The sequence below is a fragment of the Mycolicibacter hiberniae genome (assembly GCF_010729485.1).
Lineage (GTDB): Bacteria > Actinomycetota > Actinomycetes > Mycobacteriales > Mycobacteriaceae > Mycobacterium > Mycobacterium hiberniae.
This window is the reverse complement of sequence record NZ_AP022609.1, coordinates 1,150,215-1,174,098: the sequence shown is the minus strand read 5'-3', so window position 1 is coordinate 1,174,098 and position 23,884 is coordinate 1,150,215. Positions and strand designations below refer to the sequence as shown.

Genomic DNA, 23,884 nt, shown 5'->3' with positions numbered 1-23,884 from the left:
CCGGCAGGGGCGCCATCGCGGGCACCGTTGTCGCATTTCGGTATCGATGACATCGCAGCAACCGGCAGTTTTGTAGGGTCTCCACAAAAACATAAGACAATGTTCATAATCTAGGACATCCTGCAAACAGCGCTTCACAATGTTCTCTTAAAGATGTGATTGCGTTGCTCGCTCCCGGACAGGGATCTCAGACCCCCGGCATGCTGTCGCCGTGGCTCGAGGGGCCCGGTGCTGACGCTGCCCGCGAGCAGTTGGCCGCCTGGTCGCAGATCAGCGACCTCGACTTGGTCGCACTCGGCACCACCGCAACCGCCGAGGAGATCACCGACACGGCGGTCACCCAACCGCTGGTGGTGGCGGCAACGCTGCTGGCCTACGCCGAGCTGACCAAGAGTCGGGCCGCCGGCAGCGATGTCATCGTGGCCGGCCACTCGGTCGGTGAGATCGCCGCCTACGCCATCGCCGGCGTCATCTCCGCCGACGATGCCGTCATGCTGGCGGCCACCCGCGGCCGCGAAATGGCCAAGGCCTGCGCCCTGGAGCCCACCGGCATGGCCGCGGTGCTCGGCGGCGACGAGGCCGAGGTGCTGACCCGCCTCGAACAACTCGACCTGACCCCGGCCAACCGCAACGCCGTCGGGCAGATCGTGGCGGCCGGGCCGCTGACCGCGCTGGACAAGCTCGCCGAAGACCCGCCCGCCAAGGCCCGGGTCCGCAAGCTGGCCACCGCGGGGGCGTTCCACACCCAGTACATGGCGCCGGCCCTGGAGGCCTACGCCGCCGCCGCCGAGCAGGTGAGCACCTCCGAGCCGACCGCCACCCTGCTCTCCAACCGCGACGGGCAACCGGTGACGTCCGCGGCCCAGGCGATGGAGTACCTGGTCGCCCAGTTGACCCGCCCGGTGCGCTGGGACCTGTGCACCGAGACGCTCCGCGCCCGTGAGGTCACGGCAATCGTGGAGTTTCCGCCCGCCGGCACGCTGGCCGGTATCGCGAAGCGCGAACTTCGGGGGACGCCGACGCACGCTGTCAAGGCCCCCGCAGATCTGGACGGGCTGCCCGAGTTCTGACGCCCGCTCCAAAAGCTGCACAACCAGATACGCAGTAAATCAACCCGCACACCCCCGTGCGGATCCAACCGAAGGGAATCACAGTGGCTGCCAGCCAGGATGAAATCATCGCCGGTCTCGCCGAGATCATCGAAGAGGTGACCGGTATCGAGCCGAGCGAGGTCACCGTCGAGAAGTCCTTCGTCGACGACCTGGACATCGACTCGCTGTCGATGGTGGAGATCGCGGTGCAGACCGAAGACAAGTACGGCGTGAAGATCCCGGACGAGGACCTCGCCGGTCTGCGCACCGTCGGTGACGTGGTGGCGTACATCCAGAAGCTCGAGGCCGAGAACCCCGAGGCTGCCGCCGCGCTGCGCGAGAAGTTCGGTTCCGAGAGCTAATCGTGTCCTCGCAGCCTTCTACGGCCAACGGCGGTTACCCGAATGTCGTGGTAACCGCCGTTGAGGCCACCACTTCAATCAGCGGGGACATCGAGAGCACGTGGAAGGGTCTGCTCGCCGGTGAGAGCGGCATCCATGTGCTTGAGGACGACTTCGTCACCAAGTGGGACTTGCCGGTCAAGATCGGCGGACACCTCAAGGACCCGGTCGACGAACACATGGGCCGGCTGGACCTGCGACGGATGTCGTACGTCCAGCGGATGGCCAAGCTGCTCTCCGGGCGGTTGTGGGAGAACGCCGGATCCCCGGAGGTCGACCCCGACCGATTCACGGTCGTCGTCGGTACCGGACTGGGCGGCGGCGAGAAGATCGTCGAGACCTATGACCTGATGAACGAGGGCGGCCCCCGCAAGGTGTCGCCGCTGGCCGTTCAGATGATCATGCCCAACGGTGCGGCGGCCGTGGTCGGCCTTCAGCTCGGCGCTCGCGCCGGGGTCATCACCCCGGTGTCGGCCTGCTCCTCGGGTTCGGAGGCGATCGCGCACGCGTGGCGCCAGATCGTCATGGGAGACGCGGACTTCGCGGTCTGCGGCGGTGTCGAAGGCGGCATCGAGGCGTTGCCGATCGCGACGTTCTCGATGATGCGCGCGATGTCGACCCGTAACGACAACCCCGAGGGTGCGTCGCGGCCCTTCGACAAGGACCGGGACGGCTTCGTGTTCGGTGAAGCCGGTGCGCTGATGATCATCGAGACCGAAGAGCACGCCAAGGCACGTGGCGCCAAGCCGCTGGCCAGGCTGATGGGCGCCGGGATCACCTCCGACGCCTACCACATGGTGGCTCCCGGTCCCGACGGCAAGCGGGCCGGCCGTGCGATGACCCGGGCGCTGGAGTTGGCGGGTCTGTCCCCCAAGGACGTCGACCACATCAACGCGCACGGAACAGCCACCCCGATCGGTGACACCGCCGAGGCGAACGCCATCCGGGTAGCCGGATGCGAGCACGCCGCGGTCTACGCACCCAAGTCGGCGCTGGGCCACTCCATCGGAGCGGTCGGTGCGCTGGAGTCCGTGCTCACGGTGCTCACGCTGCGTGACGGGGTCATCCCGCCGACGCTGAACTACGAGACGCCGGATCCGGAGATCAACCTGGACGTCGTGGCCGGAGCACCTCGTTACGGCGAGTACTCCTACGCCATCAACAACTCATTCGGTTTCGGTGGGCACAACGTCGCGCTCGCCTTCGGGCGGTACTAGAGCAGTACCAAGAGAGGGAAGTTCGCAACAGCCATGTCAACGCTGGCAACGGGAAAGGGTCTCCCCAACGTCGTCGTCACCGGCTTCGCCATGACGACGGCATTGGCCGCGGACGGGGAGGACACCTGGAAGAAGCTGCTGGACGGCCAGAGCGGCATTCGCAAGCTCACCGACTCGTTCGTCGAGGAGTATGACCTGCCGGTTCGTATCGGCGGGCATCTCATCGAGACCCCGGAGTCCTTCGACGAAGGGTTGAGTCGGACCGAGCTGCGTCGGCTTTCCTACCTGCAGAAGATGGCTTTGGCGCTGAGCCGGCGTGCCTGGGAGCACGCCGGCTCACCCGAAGTCGACACCCGGCGCCTCATGGTGTCGATCGGCACCGGGATGGGCTCCAGCGAGGAACTCGTCTGGTCCTATGACGGGATGCGTGAGCGCGGCCTCAAGGCGGTCTCACCGCTGGTCGTGCAGAAGTACATGCCCAACGGTGCGGCCGCGACCGTCGGACTGGACCGGCAGGCCAAGGCCGGGGTGATCACCCCGGTCTCGGCCTGTGCATCCGGTTCCGAAGGTATTGCGCACGCCTGGCAGCAGATCGTGCTCGGCGAAGCCGACATGGCGATCTGCGGCGGCGTGGAGACCCGGATCGAAGCGGTGCCGATCGCCGGGTTCGCCCAGATGCGCATCGTGCTGTCCACCAGCAACGACGACCCGGAGGGGGCCTGTCGTCCCTTCGACCGCGACCGCAACGGTTTCGTGTTCGGCGAGGGCGGCGCGCTGATGGTGATCGAGACCGAGGAGCACGCCAAGGCGCGCGGCGCCAATATCATCGCCCGGATCATGGGTGCGTCGATCACCTCGGACGGCTACCACATCGTCGCGCCGGACCCCGACGGCCAGTCCGCCGGCCGGGCGATGACGCGGGCCATCCAGATCGGCGGCCTGACTCCTGGCGACATCAGCCACGTCAACGCCCATGCCACCGGAACCACGGCGGGCGACGTGGCAGAAGGCCACGCCATCAACCTCGCCTTGGGGCCGCACGGCGGCAACGCCGCGGTGTACGCGCCCAAAGCGGCACTGGGCCACTCGGTGGGCGCGGTGGGCGCGGTCGAATCCATCCTGACGGTGATGGCCTTGCGTGACCAGGTCATCCCGCCGACGCGTAACTTGGAGAATCTCGACCCGGAGATCGACCTGGACGTGGTGTCCGGGGAACCGCGGCCGGGCAACTACGAGTACGCGATCAACAACTCGTTCGGGTTCGGCGGACACAACGTCGCAATCGTCTTCGGCCGGTACTGACCAGCCGCAGACACACCCGCGATCAAATAATGCAAGGAGAGGCGCGATGACGACCATGGCTCCCGATACGGTGGGCGAATCGCTCGACCCGCGCGATCCCCTGTTGCGTCTGTCGACGTTCTTCGACGACGGCACCGTGGAGTTGCTGCACGAGCGTGACCGCTCCGGGGTGCTGGCCGCCGGAGGCACCGTCAACGGGGTGCGCACCATCGCGTTCTGCACCGACGGCACCGTGATGGGCGGTGCGATGGGCATCGAGGGCTGCGACCACATCGTCAACGCCTACGACACCGCGATCGCCGAACAGAGCCCCATCGTGGGGCTGTGGCACTCCGGCGGCGCCCGGCTGGCCGAGGGCGTGCGAGCCCTGCACGCGGTGGGGCGGGTTTTCGAGGCCATGATCCGGGCCTCGGGGTTCGTCCCGCAGATCTCGGTGGTGGTCGGTTTCGCCGCCGGCGGCGCCGCCTACGGTCCGGCGCTGACCGATGTCATCGTGATGGCGCCGGAGGGCCGGGTGTTCGTCACCGGCCCCGATGTGGTGCGCAGCGTCACCGGTGAGGACGTCGACATGGCCGCCCTCGGCGGCCCCGACACCCACCACAAGAAGTCCGGGGTGTGCCACATCGTCGCCGACGACGAGCTGGACGCCTACGCGCGTGGCCGCCGCCTGGTCGGGTTGTTCTGCCAGCAGGGTCATTTCGACCGCAATAAGGCCGAGGCGGGCGAGATCGACCTGCACGCGCTGCTGCCGGAGTCCGCGCGCCGCGCCTATGACGTGCACCCGCTGGTGCTCGGGCTGCTCGACTCCGACGCCCCCTTCGATGAGTTCCAGGCCAAGTGGGCGCCGTCGATGGTGGTCGGGTTGGGCCGGCTCTCGGGCCGCACGGTCGGCGTGCTGGCCAACAACCCGCTGCGGCTGGGCGGCTGCCTGAACTCCGAAAGCGCGGAGAAGGCGGCACGTTTCGTGCGGCTGTGCGACGCGTTCGGCATTCCGCTGATCGTGATCGTCGACGTGCCGGGCTACCTGCCCGGGGTCGGGCAGGAATGGGGCGGCGTGGTGCGCCGCGGCGCCAAGCTGTTGCACGCGTTCGGCGAGGCCACCGTCCCCCGCGTCACGCTGGTCACCCGCAAGACCTACGGCGGGGCCTACATCGCGATGAACTCGCGGTCGTTGGGCGCCACCAAGGTCTTCGCCTGGCCGGACGCCGAGGTCGCGGTGATGGGCGCCAAGGCCGCCGTGGGCATCCTGCACAAGAAGAAGCTGGCCGCCGCGCCCGACGACGAGCGCGAGGCGCTGCACGAAGAGCTGGCCGCCGAGCACGAGCGGATCGCCGGCGGAGTGGACAGCGCCATCGACATCGGCGTGGTCGACGAGAAGATCGACCCGTCCCACACCCGCGGCAAGATCACTCAGGCGCTGGCCGAGGCGCCCGCCCGCCGCGGCCGCCACAAGAACATCCCGCTCTAGTCGCTCACGAATTCCCGGGCGACGTCGAGCACCCGATCCCGGTCTTGGGCCACCAGCCCGATCCGGGTGCGGCGGTCCACGATGTCGGCCGCGGTCAGCGCGCCCTCGTGACTGACCGCGTATTCGAATTCCGCACGGAGCACGTCGATCCCCTCGGCCACCGGTTCGTCCGGCCGCCGGCAGGTGGCGGCTGCCAGCACATTGGCCGCCTCGGCGCCGTAACGCAAGACCAGCGACGCGGGCAGGCCGGCCGGCGGCACCGGCGATCCGGGGTTGCGCGGCGCGCCGATCAACGGCAGGTCGCGCGTGCGGCACGGCGCGGCGGCCAATGCCCGCTGCCGCACGGCGCGGTCCAGCACGTCTTGCGCCATGTGCCGGTATTCGGTGAGCTTGCCGCCGATCACGCTGAACACCCCGCTGCCGGATTCCACCACGGCGTGGTTGCGCGAGACGTCGGCGGTATGCCCTGATCCGGTGTCGATCAGCGGCCGCAGCCCGGCGTAGGCGCCGCGCACGTCACTGGCGTCCAGGGCGGTCCCCAGCGCGGTGTTGACCGTGTCCAGCAGGAAAGCGACTTCGGCCGCAGTCGGCTGCGGGACGTCGGGGATGGGCCCGGGAGCTTCCTCGTCGGTGAGACCGAGGTACACCCGGCCGAGCTGCTCGGGCATGGCGAACACGAACCGGTTGAGTTCCCCGGGGATCGGTACCGTCAGCGCGGCAGCCGGGTTGCCGAACGCCGCCGCGTCGAACACCAGGTGGGTGCCGCGACTGGGCCGCAGCCGCAAGGCGGGGTCGATGTCGGCGGCCCACACTCCGGTGGCGTTGATGACGGCCCGCGCGGACACCTGCAATGACTCCCCGGAGAACTGGTCGGTCAGCGTGACGGTGTCGCCGGTGGCGTGCGACGCCGCCACATAGGTCAGGATGGCCGCGCCGTGCTGGGCCGCGGTGCGGGCCACCGCCGCGACCAGCCGTGCGTCGTCGATCAGTTGTCCGTCGTAGGCCAGCAGGCCGCCGTCGAGGCCGTCGCGGCGCACCGTGGGCGCCAGTTCGGCGACCTGCGCCGGCGAGATCCGCCGCGAACGGGGCAACACCGTGGCCGGGGTGCCGGCCAGGCGGCGCAGGGCGTCCCCGGCGAGGAACCCGGTGCGGACCAGGGCCCGGTCGCGCGGGCGCATGGCTCCCAGCAGGGGCACCAGTTGCGGCATCGCCCGGACCAGGTGGGGCGCGATGCGGGTCATCAGGATGCCGCGTTCGATGGCACTGCGCCGCGCGATGCCCACGTTGCCGGTGGCCAGGTAGCGCAGTCCGCCGTGCACCAGCTTGGAGCTCCACCTGCTGGTGCCGAACGCCAGGTCGTGCTTGTCCACGCACACCACCCGCAGTCCCCGGGCAGCTGCGTCCAGGGCGATGCCGGCACCGGTGATGCCCCCGCCGATCACGACGACGTCGACCGGCGGGCCGTCGGCCAGTGCGTTGAGTTCGGCGGTGCGCCGGGCGGCGTTGAGTGCGGCGGTGGAAAATATCACGAGAGGTACCTGTTCAGGGTGTAGGCCAGTTCGGCGGAGAGTGCGGCCTCGTCCAGGATCGGCGCGACGAGCTGCGCGGACTGGATGGCCGACTGGGTGATCAGCAGACACATCGCGGCGAGCCGGCGCGGGTCACCGGCGCGTACGCTGCCGGCGCTCTGCGCGGCGCTCAGCTCTGCGGCCACCAGGTCGATCAGCCGCCGCTGGCTGGCCCCCATCCGCTGGGCGATGTAGACCATCGCCAGATCGGGTGCGTGGTGCAGCACCTGCATCACCACCTCGTCGTGGCGCAGCCGGTCGGCGGTCGCCACGATCCGGCCGACCAGCGCCTCGCGCCCGGTTCCCGGTTGCGCGGCGGCCAGTTCCGTCCAGGCCGCGGTGACCCGCGTTGTCAGCAGGGCGGCGATCACCGAGCGGCTGTCCGGCCAGCGCCGGTAGACGGTGGGACGGCTCACCCCGGCCCGACGCGCAATGGCCGCCAGCGTGACCCGCTCGACACCGAGCGCCAGGAGGCAGTCCGCGGCGGCGTGCAGGATCCGCTCCCCGACTTCCCCCTGCTCGTCATTACTGGTTGACAGCATATGTAATACTGTAACGCATGACGCCGGCCGATGCCCAGGACGCCCTGACCCCGCCGATGAAATGGAACGCCTGGGGCGATCCCGGCGCGGCCAAACCGCTGTCCGACGGCATCCGCAACCTGCTCAAGGCGACGCTCGGCGTCGAGGGCACCAGCGCACCGGAAGCCGATCCCGCGCAGGTGCCGCTGACACCGTCGGCATTGTCCGACGCCGACAACGCGGACCTGGCGGCGATCGTCGGAGCCGAGTTCTGCCGCACCGACCACACCGCCCGGCTGCTGCACGCCGGCGGCAAGTCCACCCTGGACCTGCTGCGGCGCAACGGTTCCGGACCCCAAGATGCACCCGACGCGGTGCTGCTGCCCGGCGGCCCCGACGGCGAAGACCAACTCGCGGCCATCTTGGACCTGTGCAGCAGGCGCGGCATCGCCGTCGTCCCCTTCGGCGGCGGAACCAGCGTGGTCGGGGGCCTGGACCCCATTCGCGGCGACTTCGCGGCCGTGGTCTGCGTGGACCTGCGCCGCTTCGATGAGCTGCTGCACCTCGACGAGGTGTCCGGCGAGGCGGAGTTCGGCGCCGGCGTCACCGGTCCGGACGCCGAACGACTGCTCGGGGCACGCGGATTCTCGCTGGGCCACTTCCCCCAGAGCTTTCAGTTCGCCACCCTCGGCGGTTTCGCCGCGACCCGTTCCTCGGGCCAGGACTCGGCCGGGTACGGCCGTTTCGACGACATGGTGCGCGGGCTGCGCATGATCACCCCGGCCGGAGTGCTGGACCTGGGCCGCGCCCCTGCCTCGGCCGCCGGCCCGGACCTGCGTCAACTGCTGCTGGGATCCGAGGGCACGTTCGGGCTCATCACCCGGGTGCGGGTGCGGGTTCATCCGGTGCCCGCGACCACCCGCTATGAGGCGTGGTCGTTTCCGGACTTCGCCACCGGTGCCGCGGCCCTGCGCGCGGTCACCCAGACCGGTACCGGCCCGACCGTCATCCGGTTGTCCGACGAAGCCGAGACGGGGGTGAACCTGGCCACCACCGAGCAGATCGGCGGGCAGCAGATCACCGGCGGCTGCCTGGCGATCACGCTGTTCGAGGGAACCGCCGAGCACACCGAAAGCCGGCACTCCGAAACCCGGGCCCTGCTGGCCGCGCACGGTGGCACGTCACTGGGCGAAGAACCGGCACGCGCCTGGGAGCACGGGCGGTTCTCCGCGCCCTACCTGCGCGACGCCCTGCTGGCCGCCGGCGCGCTCTGCGAAACCCTGGAGACCGCCACCGACTGGGCGGGTGTGCCCGCCCTCAAGGAAGCGGTGACCGAGGCGCTGACCACCGCACTGGGCGACAGCGGGACACCCGCGCTGGTGCTCTGCCACATCTCGCACGTCTACCCGACCGGCGCGTCGCTGTACTTCACGGTGGTCGCCGGTCAGCGCGGCAACCCCATCGAACAGTGGAGCGCCGCGAAAGCCACTGCGGCAGAGGCGATCATGCGTACCGGAGGAACCATCACCCATCACCACGCCGTCGGCGCCGATCATCGGCCGTGGATGCGCGACGAAGTGGGCGAGCTGGGGGTGCAGGTGCTGCGGGCCGTCAAGGCCACCTTGGATCCGGCCGGAATCCTCAACCCGGGCAAACTCATTCCGTGATGCGCGCCGCGACGATGCGATGCGCAGCGACGAGGAGGTGCGGGGCCCGATGAACCGCGAGATCCACCGGATCACGCTGCTGACCAACCCGGCAGCCGGACACGGCAACGCCCGGCATGCCGCCGAGCGGGCGCTGGCGCAGTTCCAGCGGCGCGGCATCGACGTGGCGCACCTCGTCGGGACCGACCCCGCCCACGCGCGGCAGTTGCTCGACGATGCGCTGGCCGGCGGCACCGACGCCGTGGTGGTTGCCGGCGGTGACGGCGTGATCTCGCTGGCGCTGCAGGCGCTGGCCGGCGGCGACGTGCCGTTGGGGATCATCCCCGCCGGCACCGGCAACGATCACGCGCGCGAGTACCGCCTGCCCACCGGCGATCCCGAGGCGGCCGCGGACGTGGTGGCCCAGGGCTGGGCCGACACCGTCGACTTGGGCCGCGTCGCCCACGACGACGGTTCGGTGACCTGGTTCGGCACGGTGATGGCGGCCGGTTTCGACTCGCTGGTGAGCGACCGCGTCAACCGGATGCGCTGGCCGCACGGGCGCATGCGTTACAACCTCGCCATGGTGGCGGAGATCTCGCAGCTGCGCCTGCTGCCGTTCCGGTTGACGTTCGACGACGACGATCCCGTGGACGTGGCGCTGACCCTGGCGGCGTTCGGCAACACGCGCAGCTACGGCGGCGGGATGCTGATCTGCCCGGGCGCCGACCACGCCGACGGTCTGCTGGACGTCACCATGGTGCACTCCGGCTCGCGGACCAAGCTGATCCGGCTGTTCCCCACCGTGTTCAAGGGCACCCACGTGGATCTCGATGAGGTGAGCACCCGGCGGGCGGCATCGGTGCGCGTGGAGTGCCCCGGTATCAACGCCTACGCCGACGGCGACTATGTGGGCCCGCTGCCGGTGACGGTGTCGGCGGTGCCGGCTGCGTTGGCGATTCTGCGCCCGGCCCCCCTAACCTGCCGCCCGGGCCCCTAGCCTGCCGAGGATCCTCGCTCAGCCGACGCCGCGGCTGAGCCAGGAGACCTCCGCGGCATCGCCGCCGTGCCGGTAGGGCTCCAGGGCCTCGTCCCAGGCGGTGCCCAGCACCGTTTCCAGATCCGCTGCCAGCGCGTCGGCGCCGCCGGCCATCAGTGCGCGCAGCCGGTTCTCCCCGACCATCACGTCACCGTTGGCGCTCATCGTGCCGCTCCACAGACCAAGCTGCGGGGTGTGGCTGAAGCGCTGGCCGTCCACTCCGGCACTGGGGTCTTCGGTGACCTCGAAACGCAACACCGACCAGGAGCGCAGGGCGCTGGCCAGGGCAGCGCCGGTGCCCACCGGGCCGACCCAGTTGACCACGGCACGCAGTTGTCCGGGCATGGCCGGCTGCGGCGTCCAGTTGAGCTTCGCCTGACCGTTGCGAGCACCCAACGCCGAGGTCAACGCCCACTCGACATGCGGGCACACCGCCGCGGGCGAGGCGTGGATGTACACCACGCCGCTGGTCACGTCGGCGAATTGATTCGTCGCGCGCATCAATTGCTCCTTCGGCTCCACGAGGGACGTCTTCCCCAACGACCTGGCGGACCGAACCGAGCGGTGATGCAGCTGAGTATTTAGTGTTGTATGTGTCTATTGTGCCTTGTGTGACGCCTGTTGGCTAGTCCCGGCCGTAGGTGGCCACCACGGCGTCGGACACCGCCGGCCAGCGCCCGGTGACCCAGTCCCCGAAGTCGCGGTCGGTGAGCACCACCAGCGCCCGCTCAATCGCCGGATCGACCCAGATCAGGGTGCCGGACTGCCCGAAGTGACCGAAGGTGCGCGGCGAGTTGGCGACCCCGGTCCAGTGCGGTGTCTTGCCGTCGCGGATCTCGAAGCCCAACCCCCAGTCGTTCGGCCGCTGCGGCCCGTAGCCCGGCAGCACGCCGTCCAGGCCGGGGAACTGCACGCCGGTGGCCTCGGCGTGCATTTGCGGCGACACGGTGATCGGCCTCAGCAGGTCGCCGGCAAAGGCTGCCAGGTCGGCGACGGTGGACGTGCCCCCGTAGCCGGCGGCCGCCGCTCCCCCGTCCAACCGGCTGGCCGTCATGCCCAGCGGTTCGAACACCGCCTCGCTCAGATAGCGGCCGAACTCGATTCCGGCCGCCCGCTCCACGGCGCCGGCCAGCACCGCGAACCCGTGATTGGAGTACACCCGCCGGGCGCCGGGCTTGGCCAGGACCCGGTCGGAGTCCGGCGCCAGCCCCGAGGCGTGCGCCAGCAGATGCCGCACGGTGGCGCCCGGCGGCCCGGCCGGGGTGTCCAGTTCCACCGCCCCCTCCTCCACTGCGACCTGCACCGCCCGCGCCACCAGGGGCTTGGTCACCGAGGCGAGGTAGAACGGCCGGGCGATGTCCCCGTGGGTGGCCAGCACCCCCGAGGGGGCGATGACGGCGGCGGCCGCATGGCCGACCGGCCAGTCGGCAAGGGCGGCGAGGGGATCGTGTGCGGCGGGCATCGGCAGTCAGCCTAGGCACAGCGGCGAGGCCGGGCGACTCCGCGGCGGCGACGCAGCCGGGCCGGCGCAGAAATGTCGGCAGATGTCGAGACTTCGCCGGCGTTGCAGGCCATGCTGGGAGCGGTATCGGTCGGAAAGGAAACACCTGTGAGTTTTGACATCGTGATCCGGGGAGGCCGGTGGTTCGACGGCACCGGCGCACCGTCGGCGATCCGCAATATCGGACTCCGCGACGGGCACGTCGCCGCCATCTCCGCCGAACCACTCGACGAGGCGGGCTGCGACCAGGTGATCGACGCGGCCGGCAAATGGGTGCTGCCCGGGCTGCTCGACATCCACACCCACTACGACGTCGAATTACTGCTGAGCCCCTCGCTGTCGGAGTCGGTACGGCACGGCGTCACCACCGTGCTGGTCGGATCGTGCTCGCTGTCGACCATCCATGTCGACGGCCCCGACGCCGGGGACCTGTTCGGCCGGGTGGAGGCCATCCCGCGCCAGTACGTGGTCGACACCATCGATGCGCACAAGACCTGGTCGAGTTGTGAGGACTACATTGCCAGCCTCGAGAAGCTGCCGCTCGGCCCCAATGTGACGGCGTTCATCGGACATTCCGACATGCGCGCCGCGACCATGGGACTGGACCGCGCCACCCGCTCGGACGCTCGGCCTACGGCCTCCGAGCAGGCCCGCATGGAACAGATGCTCGACGAGGCGTTGCAGGCGGGATTCGTCGGGATGTCTTCCCAGCAGTTGCTTTTCGACAAGATGGACGGCGACGTCTGCCGCTCGCGCACGCTGCCCTCGACCTACGCCAAGCCCAAGGAACTGCGCCGGCTCAAGGCGAAGCTGCGCCGCGCGGGGCGCATTCTGCAGGCCGGCCCGGACGTCAAGAACCCGTTCGACGTGGCGTCGCAGCTGGCCCAGTCCCTGGGGATCTTCCGCCGGCCGCTCAAGACCACTCTGCTGGCCGCGGCCGACGTCAAGAGCAACCGCCTGGCAATTCCGACCATCATCAAGACATCGCGCATGCTGAAGAAGCTGGGCGCCGATTTCCGCTGGCAGCACCTGCCGGTGCCGTTCGAGGTCTACGCCGACGGCATCGATCTGGTGATCTTCGAGGAGTTCGGGGCGGGCGCCGAGGCGCTGCACTTGCGGGAGTCGCTCGAGCGGGACACCTTGATGCGCGACGAGTCCTACCGGCGCCGCTTCCGCAAGGACTACGAAAGCAAGTACGGGCCGCGGGTCTGGCACCGCGACTTCTTCGACGCCGAGATCGTCGAATGCCCCGATGCCTCGGTGGTCGGAAAGTCCTTCGGGCAGGTCGGCATCGACCGTGGTGGCGTGCACCCGGTCGACGCCTTCCTCGACCTGGTGCTCGAGCACGGAACCGCGCTGCGCTGGCACACCACGATCTCCAACCACCGCCCCGAGGTGCTCAAGAAACTCGCCGCCGAACCCGGCATCCAGATGGGTTTCTCGGATGCCGGCGCGCACCTGCGCAATATGGCGTTCTACAACATGGGCCTGCGGTTGCTGCGCCACGCGCTGGACGCCCAGCAAGCCGGGCAGCCGTTCCTGTCGGTCGAGCAGGCCGTGCACCGGCTGACCGGTGAACTGGCCGACTGGTACCGGATCGACGCCGGCCACCTGCGCATCGGCGACCGCGCCGACATCGTGGTGATCGACCCCGCCCATTTGGACGACACCCTCGACGCCTACGCCGAGGAGCCCTTCGCCCACTATGGCGGGATGTCGCGGATGGTCAACCGCAACGACGAAACCGTCACCGCCGTCCTGGTGTCCGGCCGCGCAGTGGTTCTCGACGGTCAGCCCACCAGCGTGCTCGGCACGCAACGCACCGGAAGCTTCCTGCGGGCCGATACCCGCACTCCGGCCCCGGGCGCGCAGGCCGCGCAAGCCTGCGCACCGGGCACACAAGCGGCAACATAAGGTTGAGCCCATGAGTCAGACAGTGCGCGGGGTGATCTCCCGTGAAAAGGGCAAGCCGGTCGAGCTGACGGACATCGTCATCCCTGAGCCGGGCGCCCACGACGTCGTCGTCGCGATCACCGCCTGCGGGGTGTGCCACACCGACCTGACCTACCGGGACGGCGGCATCAACGACAGCTACCCGTTCCTGCTGGGCCACGAGGCCTCCGGCACCGTCGAGTCGGTCGGATCGGAGGTCACCGCGGTGGCCCCCGGCGACTTCGTGATCCTGAACTGGCGTGCGGTGTGTGGACAGTGCCGGGCGTGCAAGCGCGGCCGCCCGCATCTTTGCTTCGACACGTTCAACGCCTCGCGTCCGATGACCTTGACCGACGGCACTGAGCTCACGCCGGCGCTGGGCATCGGGGCATTCGCCGACAAGACCCTCGTCCACGAGGGGCAGTGCACCAAGGTCGATCCCAGCGCCGACCCCGCGGTGGCGGGGCTGCTGGGCTGCGGCGTGATGGCCGGCCTGGGTGCCGCCGTCAACACCGGCGGCGTCACCCGCGATGACACCGTGGCGGTGATCGGCTGCGGCGGTGTGGGCGACGCGGCTATCGCCGGCGCGGCACTGGTGGGCGCCCGGCGCATCATCGCCGTCGACACCGACGACACCAAGCTCACCTGGGCGCGTGAGTTCGGCGCGACGCACACCATCAACGCCCGCACCCAGGACCCGGTCGAGACCATTCAGGAACTCACCGACGGCTTCGGCGCCGACGTGGTGATCGACGCCGTCGGCCGGCCCGAGACCTGGAAGCAGGCTTTCTACGCCCGCGATCTGGCCGGAACCGTTGTGCTGGTAGGCGTTCCCACCCCGGACATGACCCTGGAGATGCCGCTGATCGACTTCTTCTCCCGCGGCGGTTCGCTGAAGTCCTCCTGGTACGGCGACTGCCTGCCGGAACGTGACTTCCCCACCCTGATCAGCCTCTATCTGCAGGGCCGGCTGCCGCTGGAGAAGTTCGTCTCGGAGCGCATCGGACTCGCCGACGTCGAGAGCGCCTTCCACCGCATGCACGGCGGCGAGGTGCTGCGGTCGGTCGTGGTGCTATGACCGCCGGCAGCCCGATTCAGCGGGTGGTCACCCACGGCACCTTCGAACTCGACGGCGGCAGTTGGGAAGTCGACAACAACATCTGGATCGTCGGTGACGATTCCGATGTGGTGGTCTTTGACGCCGCCCACGACGCGGCCCCGATCGTCGAGGCCGTCGCCGGGCGCAACGTGGTGGCGGTGGTGTGCACGCACGGCCACAATGACCACATCACGGTGGCTCCCGAACTGAGCCGGCTCCTCGACGCCCCGGTGCTGCTGCACCCCGGCGACGACATGCTGTGGCAGATGACCCACCCGGACAGCGAATTTCGCCCCGTGGCCGACGGCGACACCCTCACCGTCGGAGGACTGGAGCTGCGGGCCCTGCACACCCCCGGGCACTCGCCGGGCTCGGTGTGCTGGCACGCACCGGAGGCCGGTGCGGTGTTCAGCGGCGACACCCTGTTCTGCGGCGGACCGGGCGCGACCGGCCGTTCGTTCTCGGACTTCCCGACGATTCTGGAATCGATCTCCGGACGGCTCGGCAAGCTGCCCGCCGACACCGTGGTCTACACCGGGCACGGCGACAGCACCCGTATCGGTGACGAACTGGTCCATTACGACGAGTGGGTGGCCCGCGGCCACTGACGATGCGCCGCGAGGAACGAGCGGCGAGGAGGAAGCGGCCCAACAACCCGGCCACTGACGATGCGCCGCGAGGAACGAGCGGTGAGGAGGAAGCGGCCCAACAACCCGGCCACTGACGCCCTCAGTGCCCGCGCAGAATCCTTCGCTTCTCTTCGGCGAACTCCGCCTCGGTCAGCGCTCCGGAATCACGCAGTGCTGTAATCGTTTTGAGCTGCTGAATCCGGATCGCCTGCCCGTCGGGCACGAACTGCTGGTCGCCCACGTCTGCGTCGGTGCCGACCGTCTGCACCTTCGGGCGGCGCCGGCGGCCCGCCAGCATCCGCGATGCGATCAGATTCGCCAGGCCGAGGACGAACATCACCGGGAACACCCAGAGCGCCGCCGGGCGTCCCGCGGGCTTGCCGAAGGCCAGCCTCGGCGCGATGTACGCGCCGACCTGCCCGTCCGTGGTGATCTGATAGTCGCCGGCTTCGGCCACCTGCACCCGCCACAGCCTGCGTCGCGTGTCGTTGTTGACGGTGGTGGTCATCCCGACGCTTTCCTCGAACTCCGGATCGGCCACACCGTCTGGCGGCGTCACCGACACGCTGATCGGGGGCACCGGTAGCCCTCCGCCGGTGGGGCTGGAAATGACCTGGGTATGCAGGCTCACCGTCACCTCGCCGGCCGGCAGGTGCAGGCTGCCCGTTCCTGGGATCGGGACCTCGCCGTAGGCGTCGAAACGGTCCAGCACGAAGACGGTGAGAAGCAGCGTGACCACAAAACCGATCACCCCGATGGTCATCAGCCCGGCCGCCGCGCCGGCCCGGAGCCGTCCGCTCGTGCTCACGTCGGAAGTGTGCCACGAATTGTGGTTGCCGCTACGGTTATTGGTACACAGTTCGCTGGGGGCGGAGGTGGCCATGCCAGAGTCGCGCATCGTCGTCCGCCCCGAGCCCAGCGGTACACCTTCGGGCAAGTTGCAGGCGGCCGGGCTGGCCCATGCCACCGGGGTGTTCGAGCAGCTCGCGTCGACCGTGCCGCTGCCCGCCGCTCCCCGGCCGATCGTCATCGCCGATTACGGCGCTGCCACCGGCGGCAATTCACTGCTGCCGATCGGCGCCGCGATCGCGGCGTTGCGCCGGCGCACCCGGTCCGACCATGCCGTGCTGGTGGCCCATACGGACCTGCCGGACAACGACTTCAGCGCACTGTTCACCACGCTGGCCGAGGATCCCGACAGCTATGCCCGCACGGACACCGCCAGCTTCCCCTCGGCGATCGGCCGGTCATATTTCGCGCAGATCATGCCCTCGCAGAGCGTCACCCTGGGCTGGTCGTCCTGGGCGACGATGTGGCTGGTCCGGCCTGTCGCGGGGCTGCCCCCATTCTCCGAGGTCACCGACGACGCCGCGCGGCGCGCCTATGTGCGGCAGGCGGCGCAGGATTGGCATGACTTCGTGGCGCTCCGGGGCCGGGAACTGAGTCCGGGCGGCAAGCTGCTGGTGTTGACGCCGGCGGTCGACGCCGCGGGCCGCTCGGGATACCGGCCGCTGCTCGATGCGGTTGCCGCGGTTCTCGATGAGCACATGACCGAGGGCCGGCTGACTGCCGACGAGATCGCCCGGGTGTCGATCCGGGCACTCGGCCGCACCGAGAAGGAACTGCGCGCGCCGTTTGCGCCCGCGGGTCGGTTCGAGTCCCTGACTATCGAGCGCCTGGAGATCTTCGACGCCGAGGACCGGTTCTGGGACCAGTATCTCCTCGACGGGAATGCCGCCGCGCTCGGCGCCCGCTGGGCCGCGCTCATCAGCGCTGCGATCGCGCCGGCACTGGCCGCGGCGGTGACCGGGCGGGCCCGCGACCCGGCGACGGCCGATGTGCTGCGGCACCTCCAGGCCTGCCTTGCCGCTCGACTCGCGAACAGCCCTCAGCAGGTGCAGATTCCGTTGGCGCTGGTGGTCCTGGCCAAGCAGCGTTAGGGAACCAGCGGGCTTTCGCTGGATTCGGGCGGCGGCGGTAGCTCCGGCAGGGGCGGCACGACGGCTTCGGGGCTGGGCGCGAATGCCGGCGGCGGCTCGTATGCCGGCGGGGGTGCGGTGGCGGTGGACGACACCGTGGTGCTGAGCTCGCTGGGGGCGGGTCCGGTGTCGGCGGCGTGCCGCAGGACCAGCACCGCAACCGTGCCCAGCACCATGGCGGCCAGCGCGGCCAGGATCACCACCGGGACCGGCCGCCGATACCACTGCGCGTCATCGGGCCGGCCCGGCAGCTCGGGCTCGGCCACCACAGGTGGGCGCGGCGCAACGGCAGCCGGGTGGACCGGTGCCACAGGAGGCGGCGGCGGTGTTGGCGGCTGCGGTGGCGGTGCCCACGCCTGCGGTCCGGGGTCCGGGGCCGTGTCGACTGCCACCGGCGGCGGCTCCTGGGCCGGGGGCGGGACCGGCTCGGGGAACTGGTGCGGTGCCTGCGGCGGCGGCGTCTTCTTCGGAAGGGCCCCAACGTTGCCGGCGACGCTCAGCGCAGCGCCGATGGCCGCTGTCAACTGCGGTCGCGGCGAGCTGATGACGGGCACCCCGAAGCGTTGCGCCAGACCGGTCGTGACCGCGGGCATGTTCGCCCCACCGCCGACCGACACGATGGCAGACAGCGAATCCGGCCTGATCTCGTTGTCGTCCAGGGCGCTCTGCAACGCCGTGAACATGCCCTCCAGCGGTTGACGCAGGGCCTCGTCGAGTTCCACGCGGGTCAGCCACACGCCGCCGTGAAAGCCGGCAAGCTCGGCCACTGTCTCTGCGGACAGCTGCTCCTTGGCGTCCCGACACTGACTGCGCAGCCGGGTCAGCGACCCCACCGTCGGTGGACCGTCGCCGTTGCCACCGAGGTCGGCCACCACATGGTCCAGCAGTGCCTGATCGGTCACGTCGCCGGAGAAGACGGTGACGCGCCGAGTGGCGCTGATCGGCGCGAAATCGCGGCCCGCGTCGACGAGGGTGAGGTTGGTTCCACTGCCCCCGAAGTCGCACACCGCGATGATCCCCTGCTCCGGCAAGCCCGGATTCGCTTGTAGCGCAATGAGAGCCGCTGCAGCATCCGACATCAGTGTCACCTGATGCTGCGCGAACTGGGAAACCCGTCCCAGCGCGGTGCGCAGTGCCGCGACCGCGTCGGGCGACCAGTGCGCGGGGTGGGTGACGGCCACGGCGGGCGGTATCGGACGACCCTCGGTCACGGCATAGGCCAGGGCGTGCAGAGCGTCGGCGAGCAACTGCTCGGGGCGGTGGGTGGAGCCGTCGCTCGCCACCACCGGGCCGTCGCCGCCGACGCGATCCACGAAGTCGCTGACCACCAGGCCGCGGTCGCGAAGTTCGGAACTCGCCGACGGGTTCTCCGACGGCATACCGACCTGGGACGGGCGGTCTCGAAACAGTGTCAGCACGGGCCGGCGGGTGATCGCGTGATCGGCGGTAACGGCCGCCAATGTGGTCGCTCCCACGGACATCCCCAACGCTGGGCCTGTCTCTTGCGCCATCGTGTCCCATCCCCGGTGTTGCCCGGCCATCAGAACGCGCCGGTCGCGCAATTTTATCGAGGACCATCCGATATACCTCGCATTGCAGCACCGTTGGTGCGCCGGAGAACGCCCCCGGCGGCGGTTCGAATGATCCGGCGCCCACTGGTGCCGGCCGCGTCCAACCGTGCGCACCGCGCCCCGGGTGTCCGGGTGATCGCTGGGTCAGCGTTGCCGGCGCGCGACGCAGCGACGCCGACCGTGGCCCCGTCAGGACCATTCGGCCAGCCCTTGCGAGTTTGCTCTGGGAGCCATCTGGCCCGGCCATCTGGCTGACACAATTCGGAAATATCCGCGTAACAGAGCAGCTCCCCGCGCATCTCAGCCACCGTTCAGATGCTCAACATGGCTTACTCAGCGTGCCGCCAGCAGGCCGGTTAACATCCGTTGAAAATGGCCCCTGCCTGGCTGTCTGCGTCGCGAGATACGGGTTCTTATGCCACCATGTAGCGATGAACCAACGTCGGATCCTTCGCTCCCTCGGTGTTGTTCTGGCCCTCACCTGGCTGCTGCACAGCACCGCCACCACCCCTGCACCCGCCTTCGCCGACCCGTGCCCCGATGTCCAAGTTTTGTTTGCTAGAGGCACCGGCGAGCTACCCGGACTCGGCGCGACCGGGGACGCATTCGTCAACGCGCTGCGGACCCGATTGCCGGATCGGCCGGTGGATGTCTACGCGATCGACTATCCGGCCACCAATGACTGGCCGACAGGCATTCAGGGCATCCGCGACGCTGCCGCCCACATCGAGGGCACTGCGGCGAACTGCCCCAAGACCAAGATGGTGCTCAGCGGCTTCTCGCAGGGCGCCGCGGTGATGGGCTTCGCCACCGCCAACGCAATCCCCGATGGGGTGGACGGCAACGAGGTCCCGCAGCCGATGCCCCCGGAGGTGGCCGACCACGTCGCCGCCGTGGTGCTCTTCGGAACACCGAACGACCGCGCCATGAGTTTCCTGGGCCAGCCGCCCCTGACCATCGGGCCCGGTTATGCCGCTAAGACGATCCAGCTGTGCATGCCCGAAGACCCGGTCTGTTCGGAAGGACTGAACTTCTCCGCGCACGCACCCGGCGCCTACGACGGCATCGCAGACGAGGGCGCGGCCTACGCCGCAAACCGGCTCTGAGCACGGCATTCACCCCACGCGGACGGCCGGGTGGGGCGTCGGTGCCCCACCCGCGGGCCACCGGCGCGACCGAGACGTGTCAGCATTTAGGGATGACTTCGCGTGACGCTGTTCGCACCTTCGCCGCCGCGGCCATGCTGACCGGAGCCCTTGTGGCCGCGCCGGCGGCTATTCCGTCGGCCGCCGCAGAGCCGTGCCCGGACACCGAGGTGGTGTTCGCCCGCGGCTCGGGCCAACCCGTGGGCCTGGGCGACGTCGGCGACGCGTTCGTCGGGGCGCTCCGCGACCAGCTGGCCGATAGGGATGTCAACGTGTACCCGGTGAACTACCCGGCGAGCACCGACTACCGCAACAGCGCAGCCCTCGGCGAGGCGGACGCCACCGCCCACATTCAGGCCACGATGGCCAACTGCCCCACGACCAAGCTGGTGCTCGGCGGCTACTCCCAGGGAGCCAGCGTCATCGCGATGTCCAGCAACGCCCTGCCTGCTTCGGCCGCCAACCAGGTGGTTGCGGTGGCGCTGTTCGGCCCGCCGTCGAGCCCCTACTCCATGTCGCTGTGGGGCGGTCCGCTGCCGGTCCTGGCCTCGTCCTACCAGCCGAAGACCATCGACTTCTGCCTGGCCGGCGACATCTACTGCGAGGACAGCGGAAGCGTCATCCCGCACTTGATGTACGTCCAGGACGGCAAGGCCGTGGAGGCCGCGACGTTCGCGGCGAATCGGTTGACGGGCGGCCAGAGCGTCAACTGACGCCGCGGCGCCGCCGGTCCCGGCACCGACAGCCGCCTCAGAACAGGGTCGGAACCCGCGCGTCGATCAGGTGGGGGCCCGGTTCGGCCACTGCCCTGCTGAATTGTTCGGCAAGTTCCTCGCAGGTGGTGGCGACCGTCGCCGGCACCCCGAATCCCTCGGCGATCTTCGCGAAGTCCATGTTCGGCCGCGACAGGTCCAGCAGCGCCTCCGCCTTGGGACCGTGGCCGCCGCCCTCGTCCTCGGCGCCCACCCGGGCCAGTTCCAGGCGCAGGATCGCGTAGGCGCTGTTGTTGATCAGCACCGTGGTCACGTTCAGGTTCTCGCGCGCCATGGTCCACAACGCGGAAATGGTGTAGGCCGCGCTGCCGTCGGCTTCGAGCGCGATCACCGGCCGGTCCGGCGCGGCCACGGCCGCACCGACGGCGACCGGGAGTCCCTGCCCGATGGCGCCGCCGGTGAGCGTGAGCACGTCGTGGCGCGGAGAGCCGGCGGTGGCCGCGGGCAGCATCAGTCCCGAAGTGTTCGACTCGTCGGAGATGATCGCGTTCTCCGGCAGCAGCGCCCCGATCACCTGCACCCAGTTCTGCGGGGTGAGCTGTCCGCTCGGCAGGTCCGGGACGGCGGCCGGTGCGGGCCGCGACGGCACGCCGGCGGCCACCGCGTCGGCCAGTTGTTCCAGTGCGGCAACCACGTCGGTCTCGAGGCCGGCCAGGTTGTGCACGACGCAGCCTTCGGGAACCAGGTCGCTGGGCTTGCCGGGGTAGGCGAAGAACGACACCGGCGGCCGGGTGCCCGCCACCACCAGGTGCTTGATGCCGTCGAGTTGGTAGGCGGCCTGCTCGGCCAGGTAACCGAGCCGATCGATCGCCGGGACCCCGGCGCCACGGACGAGCCGGGTCGGGAACGTCTCGACCAGGGCGCGCGCGCCGGTGGCGGCGGCGATCCGGTCGGTGGCCTCCAGGGCGCGCACCGCGCCGGCGGCCGGGCCGCCGACGAGCAGGGCCGCCGGTTCGCCGCTGCCCAGTATGGCGGCGATATCGGCGACGGCCCGGGCGTCGGGGGCGGCGGCCGGGACGGGGTCGACCGGGCCGGCCGCCTGCGCGCCGTCTTCCCAGGAGATGTCGGCGGGCAGAATCAGATTGGCCACTACCGCCGGACTGGCCATGGACGCCGCGACGGCTTCGGCGGCATCCCGGCCCACGTCACGGCCGGCGCCGGTGCGGCGCACCCAGCCGTGGGTCCAGTCGGTCAGCGGCTCGATGTCGGATTCCAGCGGGGCGTCGTACTTCTTGTGGTAGGTCGCGTGATCCCCGATGACGTTGACCACGGGCACGTGCGCGCGGCGGGCGTTGTGCAGGTTGGCCAGGCCGTTGCCGAGCCCGGGCCCCAGGTGCAGCAAGGTGGCGGCCGGCTTGCCGGCCACCCGGGCGTAGCCGTCGGCGGCACCGGTCACCACGCCTTCGAACAGGCACAGCACCCCCCGCATCTGCGGCACGGAGTCCAGGGCGGCCACGAAGTGCATCTCGGACGTGCCGGGGTTGGCGAAGCAGACCTGAACTCCGCTGTCGACCAGGGTGGCGATCAGGGCCTGTGCTCCGTTGGTCATGTGGCTGCCTTTCTTGCCGGGCACCGGGGTATGGGTGTCGCGCGCGATCCGCTGCCTATAGAAGCACGCCCGGATTGAGAATCCCGGCGGGGTCGAAGGCGTCCTTGATTCGGCGCATCAGCGCGACCTTGACCGGATCCTCGAGTTCCAGGAAATGCTCGGTCTTGACCCGTCCCAGACCATGCTCCCCGGAGATGGCTCCGCCCAGTGCCATCGCCGCCGCGAAGATGTCGTGCAGCAGCCGGTGCCGGACGTCGTCGTCGGCGCAGAACACCGCCAGGTGCACGTTGCCGTCACCGGCATGCCCGCAGCCCACCACGCCGGCACCCACCGCCTGGGCCAATTCGTGTGCTTTGGTGAGGAATTGATCCATCGCCGCGCGAGGAACCACGGTATCGATGACATCGTGGGCACCGGCGGCCTTGGCTGTCCAGAACGCCTTCTCGCGGGCCTCGATCAGGGCATGCGCCGAATTACCCTCCAGCACATAGACATCAACGGCCCCGAGCGAGGCCAGCAGCTCGCCCAGCATGGCCACGTCACCGTCGAGGCGGTCGCGGTCGCGATCCTCCACCCCCACGACCAGGTACGCCTCCGCGGAGTCACGCACCGCGTCGGGGATGCCCAGGTTCAGCTTCTGCGAGTAGCTGATCGCCGCCAGCGTGAGCTTGTCGACGTACTCCAGAATCACCGGGTTCACACCGCTGCGCACCACCGCCGGCACCGCGCGCATCACCGCGGGCAGGTCGGCGAACGGCGCCAGCAACGTTGCGGAGTGCCCCAGCCGCGGGTAGAGCCGGACGGTGACCTCGGTGGCCAGGGCGCAGGTGCCCTCCGAGCCGATGATCAGCTGCGTCAGGTCATAACCGGTGGACAGCTTGCTGATTCGGCCACCGGTGCGGATCAGCTCACCGGTGGGCAGGGCGGCCTGCAGTCCGAGCACATTGTGCCGGGTCACCCCGTACTTGACCGCCCGCATGCCCCCGGCGTTGGTACCGACGTTGCCCCCGACACTGGCGGACAACTCCCCGGGGAAGACGGTGTACATCAGACCCGCATCGGCCGTCGCGGCGTCGAGATCGCTCAGCGTGACGCCGGGCTGTACCACCGCGACCTGATTCTCGGTGTCGACCTCCAGAATCGCGTTCATCCGCTCAAAGGAGATCAGCAGACCGTCGGGACACGGGCGCGCGGCCGCCGACAACCCGGTGCCGGACCCGCGTGCGGTCACCGCGACCTTGGCTTCGGTCGCCGCGGCCAGCAGGGCGGCGACGTGCTCCGCGGTCTCGGGGCGGGCCACATAGCGCGGCGTGACCGGCGCGCCGACCAGCGCCTCGTCATGGCCGTAGTCGGGACCGATCTGGTCGCCGGTCAGCAGCCCGGCCTCCCCCACGATCCTGCGGAAGCGTGCTGCTATGTCGTCCGGTGCGCCCTGGGTGGTGCCCATGCCGGC

21 protein-coding genes are annotated in these 23,884 nt (G+C 69.9%); 13 read left to right on the top strand and 8 right to left on the bottom strand.

What is annotated here, in order from left to right; genetic code table 11:
* Nucleotides 1-155: 155 nt before the first annotated feature.
* The 5 genes from G6N14_RS05450 to G6N14_RS05430 all read left to right on the top strand — a co-directional run bounded on the left by G6N14_RS05450 (nt 156) and on the right by G6N14_RS05430 (nt 5,479).
* A complete protein-coding gene (locus G6N14_RS05450; RefSeq protein WP_085135869.1) occupies nt 156-1,070 on the top strand; it encodes an ACP S-malonyltransferase in 915 nt (304 codons plus the stop codon).
* Nucleotides 1,071-1,153: 83 nt separating this feature from the next.
* A complete protein-coding gene (gene acpM, locus G6N14_RS05445) occupies nt 1,154-1,453 on the top strand; it encodes a meromycolate extension acyl carrier protein AcpM (RefSeq protein WP_085135918.1) in 300 nt (99 codons plus the stop codon).
* A gap of 2 nt (nt 1,454-1,455) precedes the next feature.
* Entirely contained in the window at nt 1,456-2,709 is a 1,254-nt protein-coding gene (kasA, locus tag G6N14_RS05440; protein ID WP_085135870.1) for a 3-oxoacyl-ACP synthase KasA, read from the top strand.
* A gap of 33 nt (nt 2,710-2,742) precedes the next feature.
* Complete coding sequence (gene kasB / locus G6N14_RS05435) at nt 2,743-4,011, top strand: 3-oxoacyl-ACP synthase KasB (RefSeq protein ID WP_085135871.1); 1,269 nt, start codon at nt 2,743-2,745, stop codon at nt 4,009-4,011.
* Nucleotides 4,012-4,057: 46 nt separating this feature from the next.
* Nucleotides 4,058-5,479 carry an acyl-CoA carboxylase subunit beta gene (locus tag G6N14_RS05430; RefSeq protein WP_085135872.1) on the top strand — a complete coding sequence of 474 codons (1,422 nt, stop codon included), beginning with the start codon at nt 4,058-4,060 and terminating at the stop codon, nt 5,477-5,479.
* Here the strand turns inward: G6N14_RS05430 and G6N14_RS05425 are convergent.
* Nucleotides 5,476-7,008 (bottom strand): glycerol-3-phosphate dehydrogenase/oxidase, encoded by a 1,533-nt coding sequence (locus G6N14_RS05425; RefSeq protein WP_407663072.1) that lies wholly within the window; start codon nt 7,006-7,008, stop codon nt 5,476-5,478. The two genes, G6N14_RS05430 and G6N14_RS05425, sit on opposite strands and share 4 nt — an antisense overlap.
* On the bottom strand, nt 7,005-7,589 hold the full coding sequence (locus G6N14_RS05420) for a TetR/AcrR family transcriptional regulator (RefSeq protein ID WP_085135873.1): 585 nt from the start codon (nt 7,587-7,589) through the stop codon (nt 7,005-7,007). The genes G6N14_RS05425 and G6N14_RS05420 overlap by 4 nt, the downstream gene beginning before the upstream one ends.
* A 56-nt stretch (nt 7,590-7,645) precedes the next feature.
* Here G6N14_RS05420 and G6N14_RS05415 point away from each other — a divergent pair, with 56 nt between their 5' ends.
* Together G6N14_RS05415 and G6N14_RS05410 are read left to right on the top strand one after the other, a co-directional pair.
* On the top strand, nt 7,646-9,235 hold the full coding sequence (locus G6N14_RS05415; RefSeq protein WP_109559819.1) for an FAD-binding oxidoreductase: 1,590 nt from the start codon (nt 7,646-7,648) through the stop codon (nt 9,233-9,235).
* Between the two features lie 49 nt (nt 9,236-9,284).
* Complete coding sequence (locus G6N14_RS05410) at nt 9,285-10,214, top strand: diacylglycerol kinase (RefSeq protein ID WP_085135921.1); 930 nt, start codon at nt 9,285-9,287, stop codon at nt 10,212-10,214.
* 18 nt (nt 10,215-10,232) lie between these two features.
* Here G6N14_RS05410 and G6N14_RS05405 read toward each other — a convergent pair whose 3' ends face one another.
* Together G6N14_RS05405 and G6N14_RS05400 are read right to left on the bottom strand one after the other, a co-directional pair.
* Nucleotides 10,233-10,754, bottom strand: a complete 522-nt coding sequence (locus tag G6N14_RS05405) for a DUF3145 domain-containing protein (protein ID WP_085135920.1) — start codon at nt 10,752-10,754, stop codon at nt 10,233-10,235.
* Nucleotides 10,755-10,878: 124 nt separating this feature from the next.
* On the bottom strand, nt 10,879-11,715 hold the full coding sequence (locus G6N14_RS05400; protein ID WP_085135875.1) for a serine hydrolase domain-containing protein: 837 nt from the start codon (nt 11,713-11,715) through the stop codon (nt 10,879-10,881).
* A gap of 111 nt (nt 11,716-11,826) precedes the next feature.
* On the opposite strand from G6N14_RS05400, the gene G6N14_RS05395 reads away from it, so the two are divergent.
* Genes G6N14_RS05395 through G6N14_RS05385 form a run of 3 tightly spaced genes read left to right on the top strand, consistent with a single transcriptional unit; the run spans nt 11,827 to nt 15,393 of the window.
* On the top strand, nt 11,827-13,668 hold the full coding sequence (locus G6N14_RS05395) for an N-acyl-D-amino-acid deacylase family protein (protein WP_085135922.1): 1,842 nt from the start codon (nt 11,827-11,829) through the stop codon (nt 13,666-13,668).
* Nucleotides 13,669-13,678: 10 nt separating this feature from the next.
* Nucleotides 13,679-14,764, top strand: coding sequence for an S-(hydroxymethyl)mycothiol dehydrogenase (locus G6N14_RS05390; protein ID WP_085135876.1), 1,086 nt, complete (start codon nt 13,679-13,681; stop codon nt 14,762-14,764).
* Nucleotides 14,761-15,393, top strand: coding sequence for an MBL fold metallo-hydrolase (locus G6N14_RS05385; RefSeq protein ID WP_085135877.1), 633 nt, complete (start codon nt 14,761-14,763; stop codon nt 15,391-15,393). The genes G6N14_RS05390 and G6N14_RS05385 overlap by 4 nt, the downstream gene beginning before the upstream one ends.
* Before the next feature lie 121 nt (nt 15,394-15,514).
* Here the strand turns inward: G6N14_RS05385 and G6N14_RS05380 are convergent, their stop codons facing one another.
* Complete coding sequence (locus G6N14_RS05380; protein WP_308214863.1) at nt 15,515-16,222, bottom strand: SHOCT domain-containing protein; 708 nt, start codon at nt 16,220-16,222, stop codon at nt 15,515-15,517.
* A gap of 73 nt (nt 16,223-16,295) precedes the next feature.
* Between G6N14_RS05380 and G6N14_RS05375 the strand changes: the two genes are divergently transcribed.
* Nucleotides 16,296-17,354, top strand: a complete 1,059-nt coding sequence (locus G6N14_RS05375) for a class I SAM-dependent methyltransferase (RefSeq protein ID WP_085135924.1) — start codon at nt 16,296-16,298, stop codon at nt 17,352-17,354.
* On the opposite strand, the gene G6N14_RS05370 is transcribed toward G6N14_RS05375, so the two are convergent.
* Entirely contained in the window at nt 17,351-18,868 is a 1,518-nt protein-coding gene (locus G6N14_RS05370) for an Hsp70 family protein (protein WP_163787064.1), read from the bottom strand. The two genes, G6N14_RS05375 and G6N14_RS05370, sit on opposite strands and share 4 nt — an antisense overlap.
* A 527-nt stretch (nt 18,869-19,395) precedes the next feature.
* On the opposite strand from G6N14_RS05370, the gene G6N14_RS05365 reads away from it, so the two are divergent.
* Together G6N14_RS05365 and G6N14_RS05360 are read left to right on the top strand one after the other, a co-directional pair.
* Nucleotides 19,396-20,070 carry a cutinase family protein gene (locus G6N14_RS05365; protein ID WP_085135879.1) on the top strand — a complete coding sequence of 225 codons (675 nt, stop codon included), beginning with the start codon at nt 19,396-19,398 and terminating at the stop codon, nt 20,068-20,070.
* 92 nt (nt 20,071-20,162) lie between these two features.
* Nucleotides 20,163-20,822, top strand: coding sequence for a cutinase family protein (locus tag G6N14_RS05360; protein WP_109559817.1), 660 nt, complete (start codon nt 20,163-20,165; stop codon nt 20,820-20,822).
* 37 nt (nt 20,823-20,859) lie between these two features.
* Here the strand turns inward: G6N14_RS05360 and G6N14_RS05355 are convergent, their stop codons facing one another.
* Both G6N14_RS05355 and G6N14_RS05350 read right to left on the bottom strand, forming a co-directional pair.
* A complete protein-coding gene (locus G6N14_RS05355; RefSeq protein WP_085135926.1) occupies nt 20,860-22,431 on the bottom strand; it encodes an acetolactate synthase large subunit in 1,572 nt (523 codons plus the stop codon).
* A 55-nt stretch (nt 22,432-22,486) separates the two neighbouring features.
* Entirely contained in the window at nt 22,487-23,878 is a 1,392-nt protein-coding gene (locus G6N14_RS05350; protein WP_085135880.1) for an FAD-binding oxidoreductase, read from the bottom strand.
* Nucleotides 23,879-23,884: the final 6 nt, after the last annotated feature.

Bases quoted from the DNA above. Each gene is read 5' to 3' on its own strand.
- G6N14_RS05375 (WP_085135924.1), top strand. From the start codon at position 16,296: ATGCCAGAGTCGCGCATCGTCGTCCGCCCCGAGCCCAGCGGTACACCT.
- G6N14_RS05350 (WP_085135880.1), bottom strand. From the start codon at position 23,878: ATGGGCACCACCCAGGGCGCACCGGACGACATAGCAGCACGCTTCCGC.
- G6N14_RS05355 (WP_085135926.1), bottom strand. From the start codon at position 22,431: ATGACCAACGGAGCACAGGCCCTGATCGCCACCCTGGTCGACAGCGGA.
- G6N14_RS05400 (WP_085135875.1), bottom strand. From the start codon at position 11,715: ATGCCCGCCGCACACGATCCCCTCGCCGCCCTTGCCGACTGGCCGGTC.
- kasB (WP_085135871.1), top strand. From the start codon at position 2,743: ATGTCAACGCTGGCAACGGGAAAGGGTCTCCCCAACGTCGTCGTCACC.
- G6N14_RS05430 (WP_085135872.1), top strand. From the start codon at position 4,058: ATGACGACCATGGCTCCCGATACGGTGGGCGAATCGCTCGACCCGCGC.
- G6N14_RS05410 (WP_085135921.1), top strand. From the start codon at position 9,285: ATGAACCGCGAGATCCACCGGATCACGCTGCTGACCAACCCGGCAGCC.
- G6N14_RS05395 (WP_085135922.1), top strand. From the start codon at position 11,827: ATGCTGGGAGCGGTATCGGTCGGAAAGGAAACACCTGTGAGTTTTGAC.
- G6N14_RS05405 (WP_085135920.1), bottom strand. From the start codon at position 10,754: ATGCGCGCGACGAATCAATTCGCCGACGTGACCAGCGGCGTGGTGTAC.
- G6N14_RS05365 (WP_085135879.1), top strand. From the start codon at position 19,396: ATGAACCAACGTCGGATCCTTCGCTCCCTCGGTGTTGTTCTGGCCCTC.
- G6N14_RS05415 (WP_109559819.1), top strand. From the start codon at position 7,646: ATGAAATGGAACGCCTGGGGCGATCCCGGCGCGGCCAAACCGCTGTCC.
- G6N14_RS05420 (WP_085135873.1), bottom strand. From the start codon at position 7,589: ATGCTGTCAACCAGTAATGACGAGCAGGGGGAAGTCGGGGAGCGGATC.
- G6N14_RS05390 (WP_085135876.1), top strand. From the start codon at position 13,679: ATGAGTCAGACAGTGCGCGGGGTGATCTCCCGTGAAAAGGGCAAGCCG.
- G6N14_RS05385 (WP_085135877.1), top strand. From the start codon at position 14,761: ATGACCGCCGGCAGCCCGATTCAGCGGGTGGTCACCCACGGCACCTTC.
- G6N14_RS05360 (WP_109559817.1), top strand. From the start codon at position 20,163: ATGACTTCGCGTGACGCTGTTCGCACCTTCGCCGCCGCGGCCATGCTG.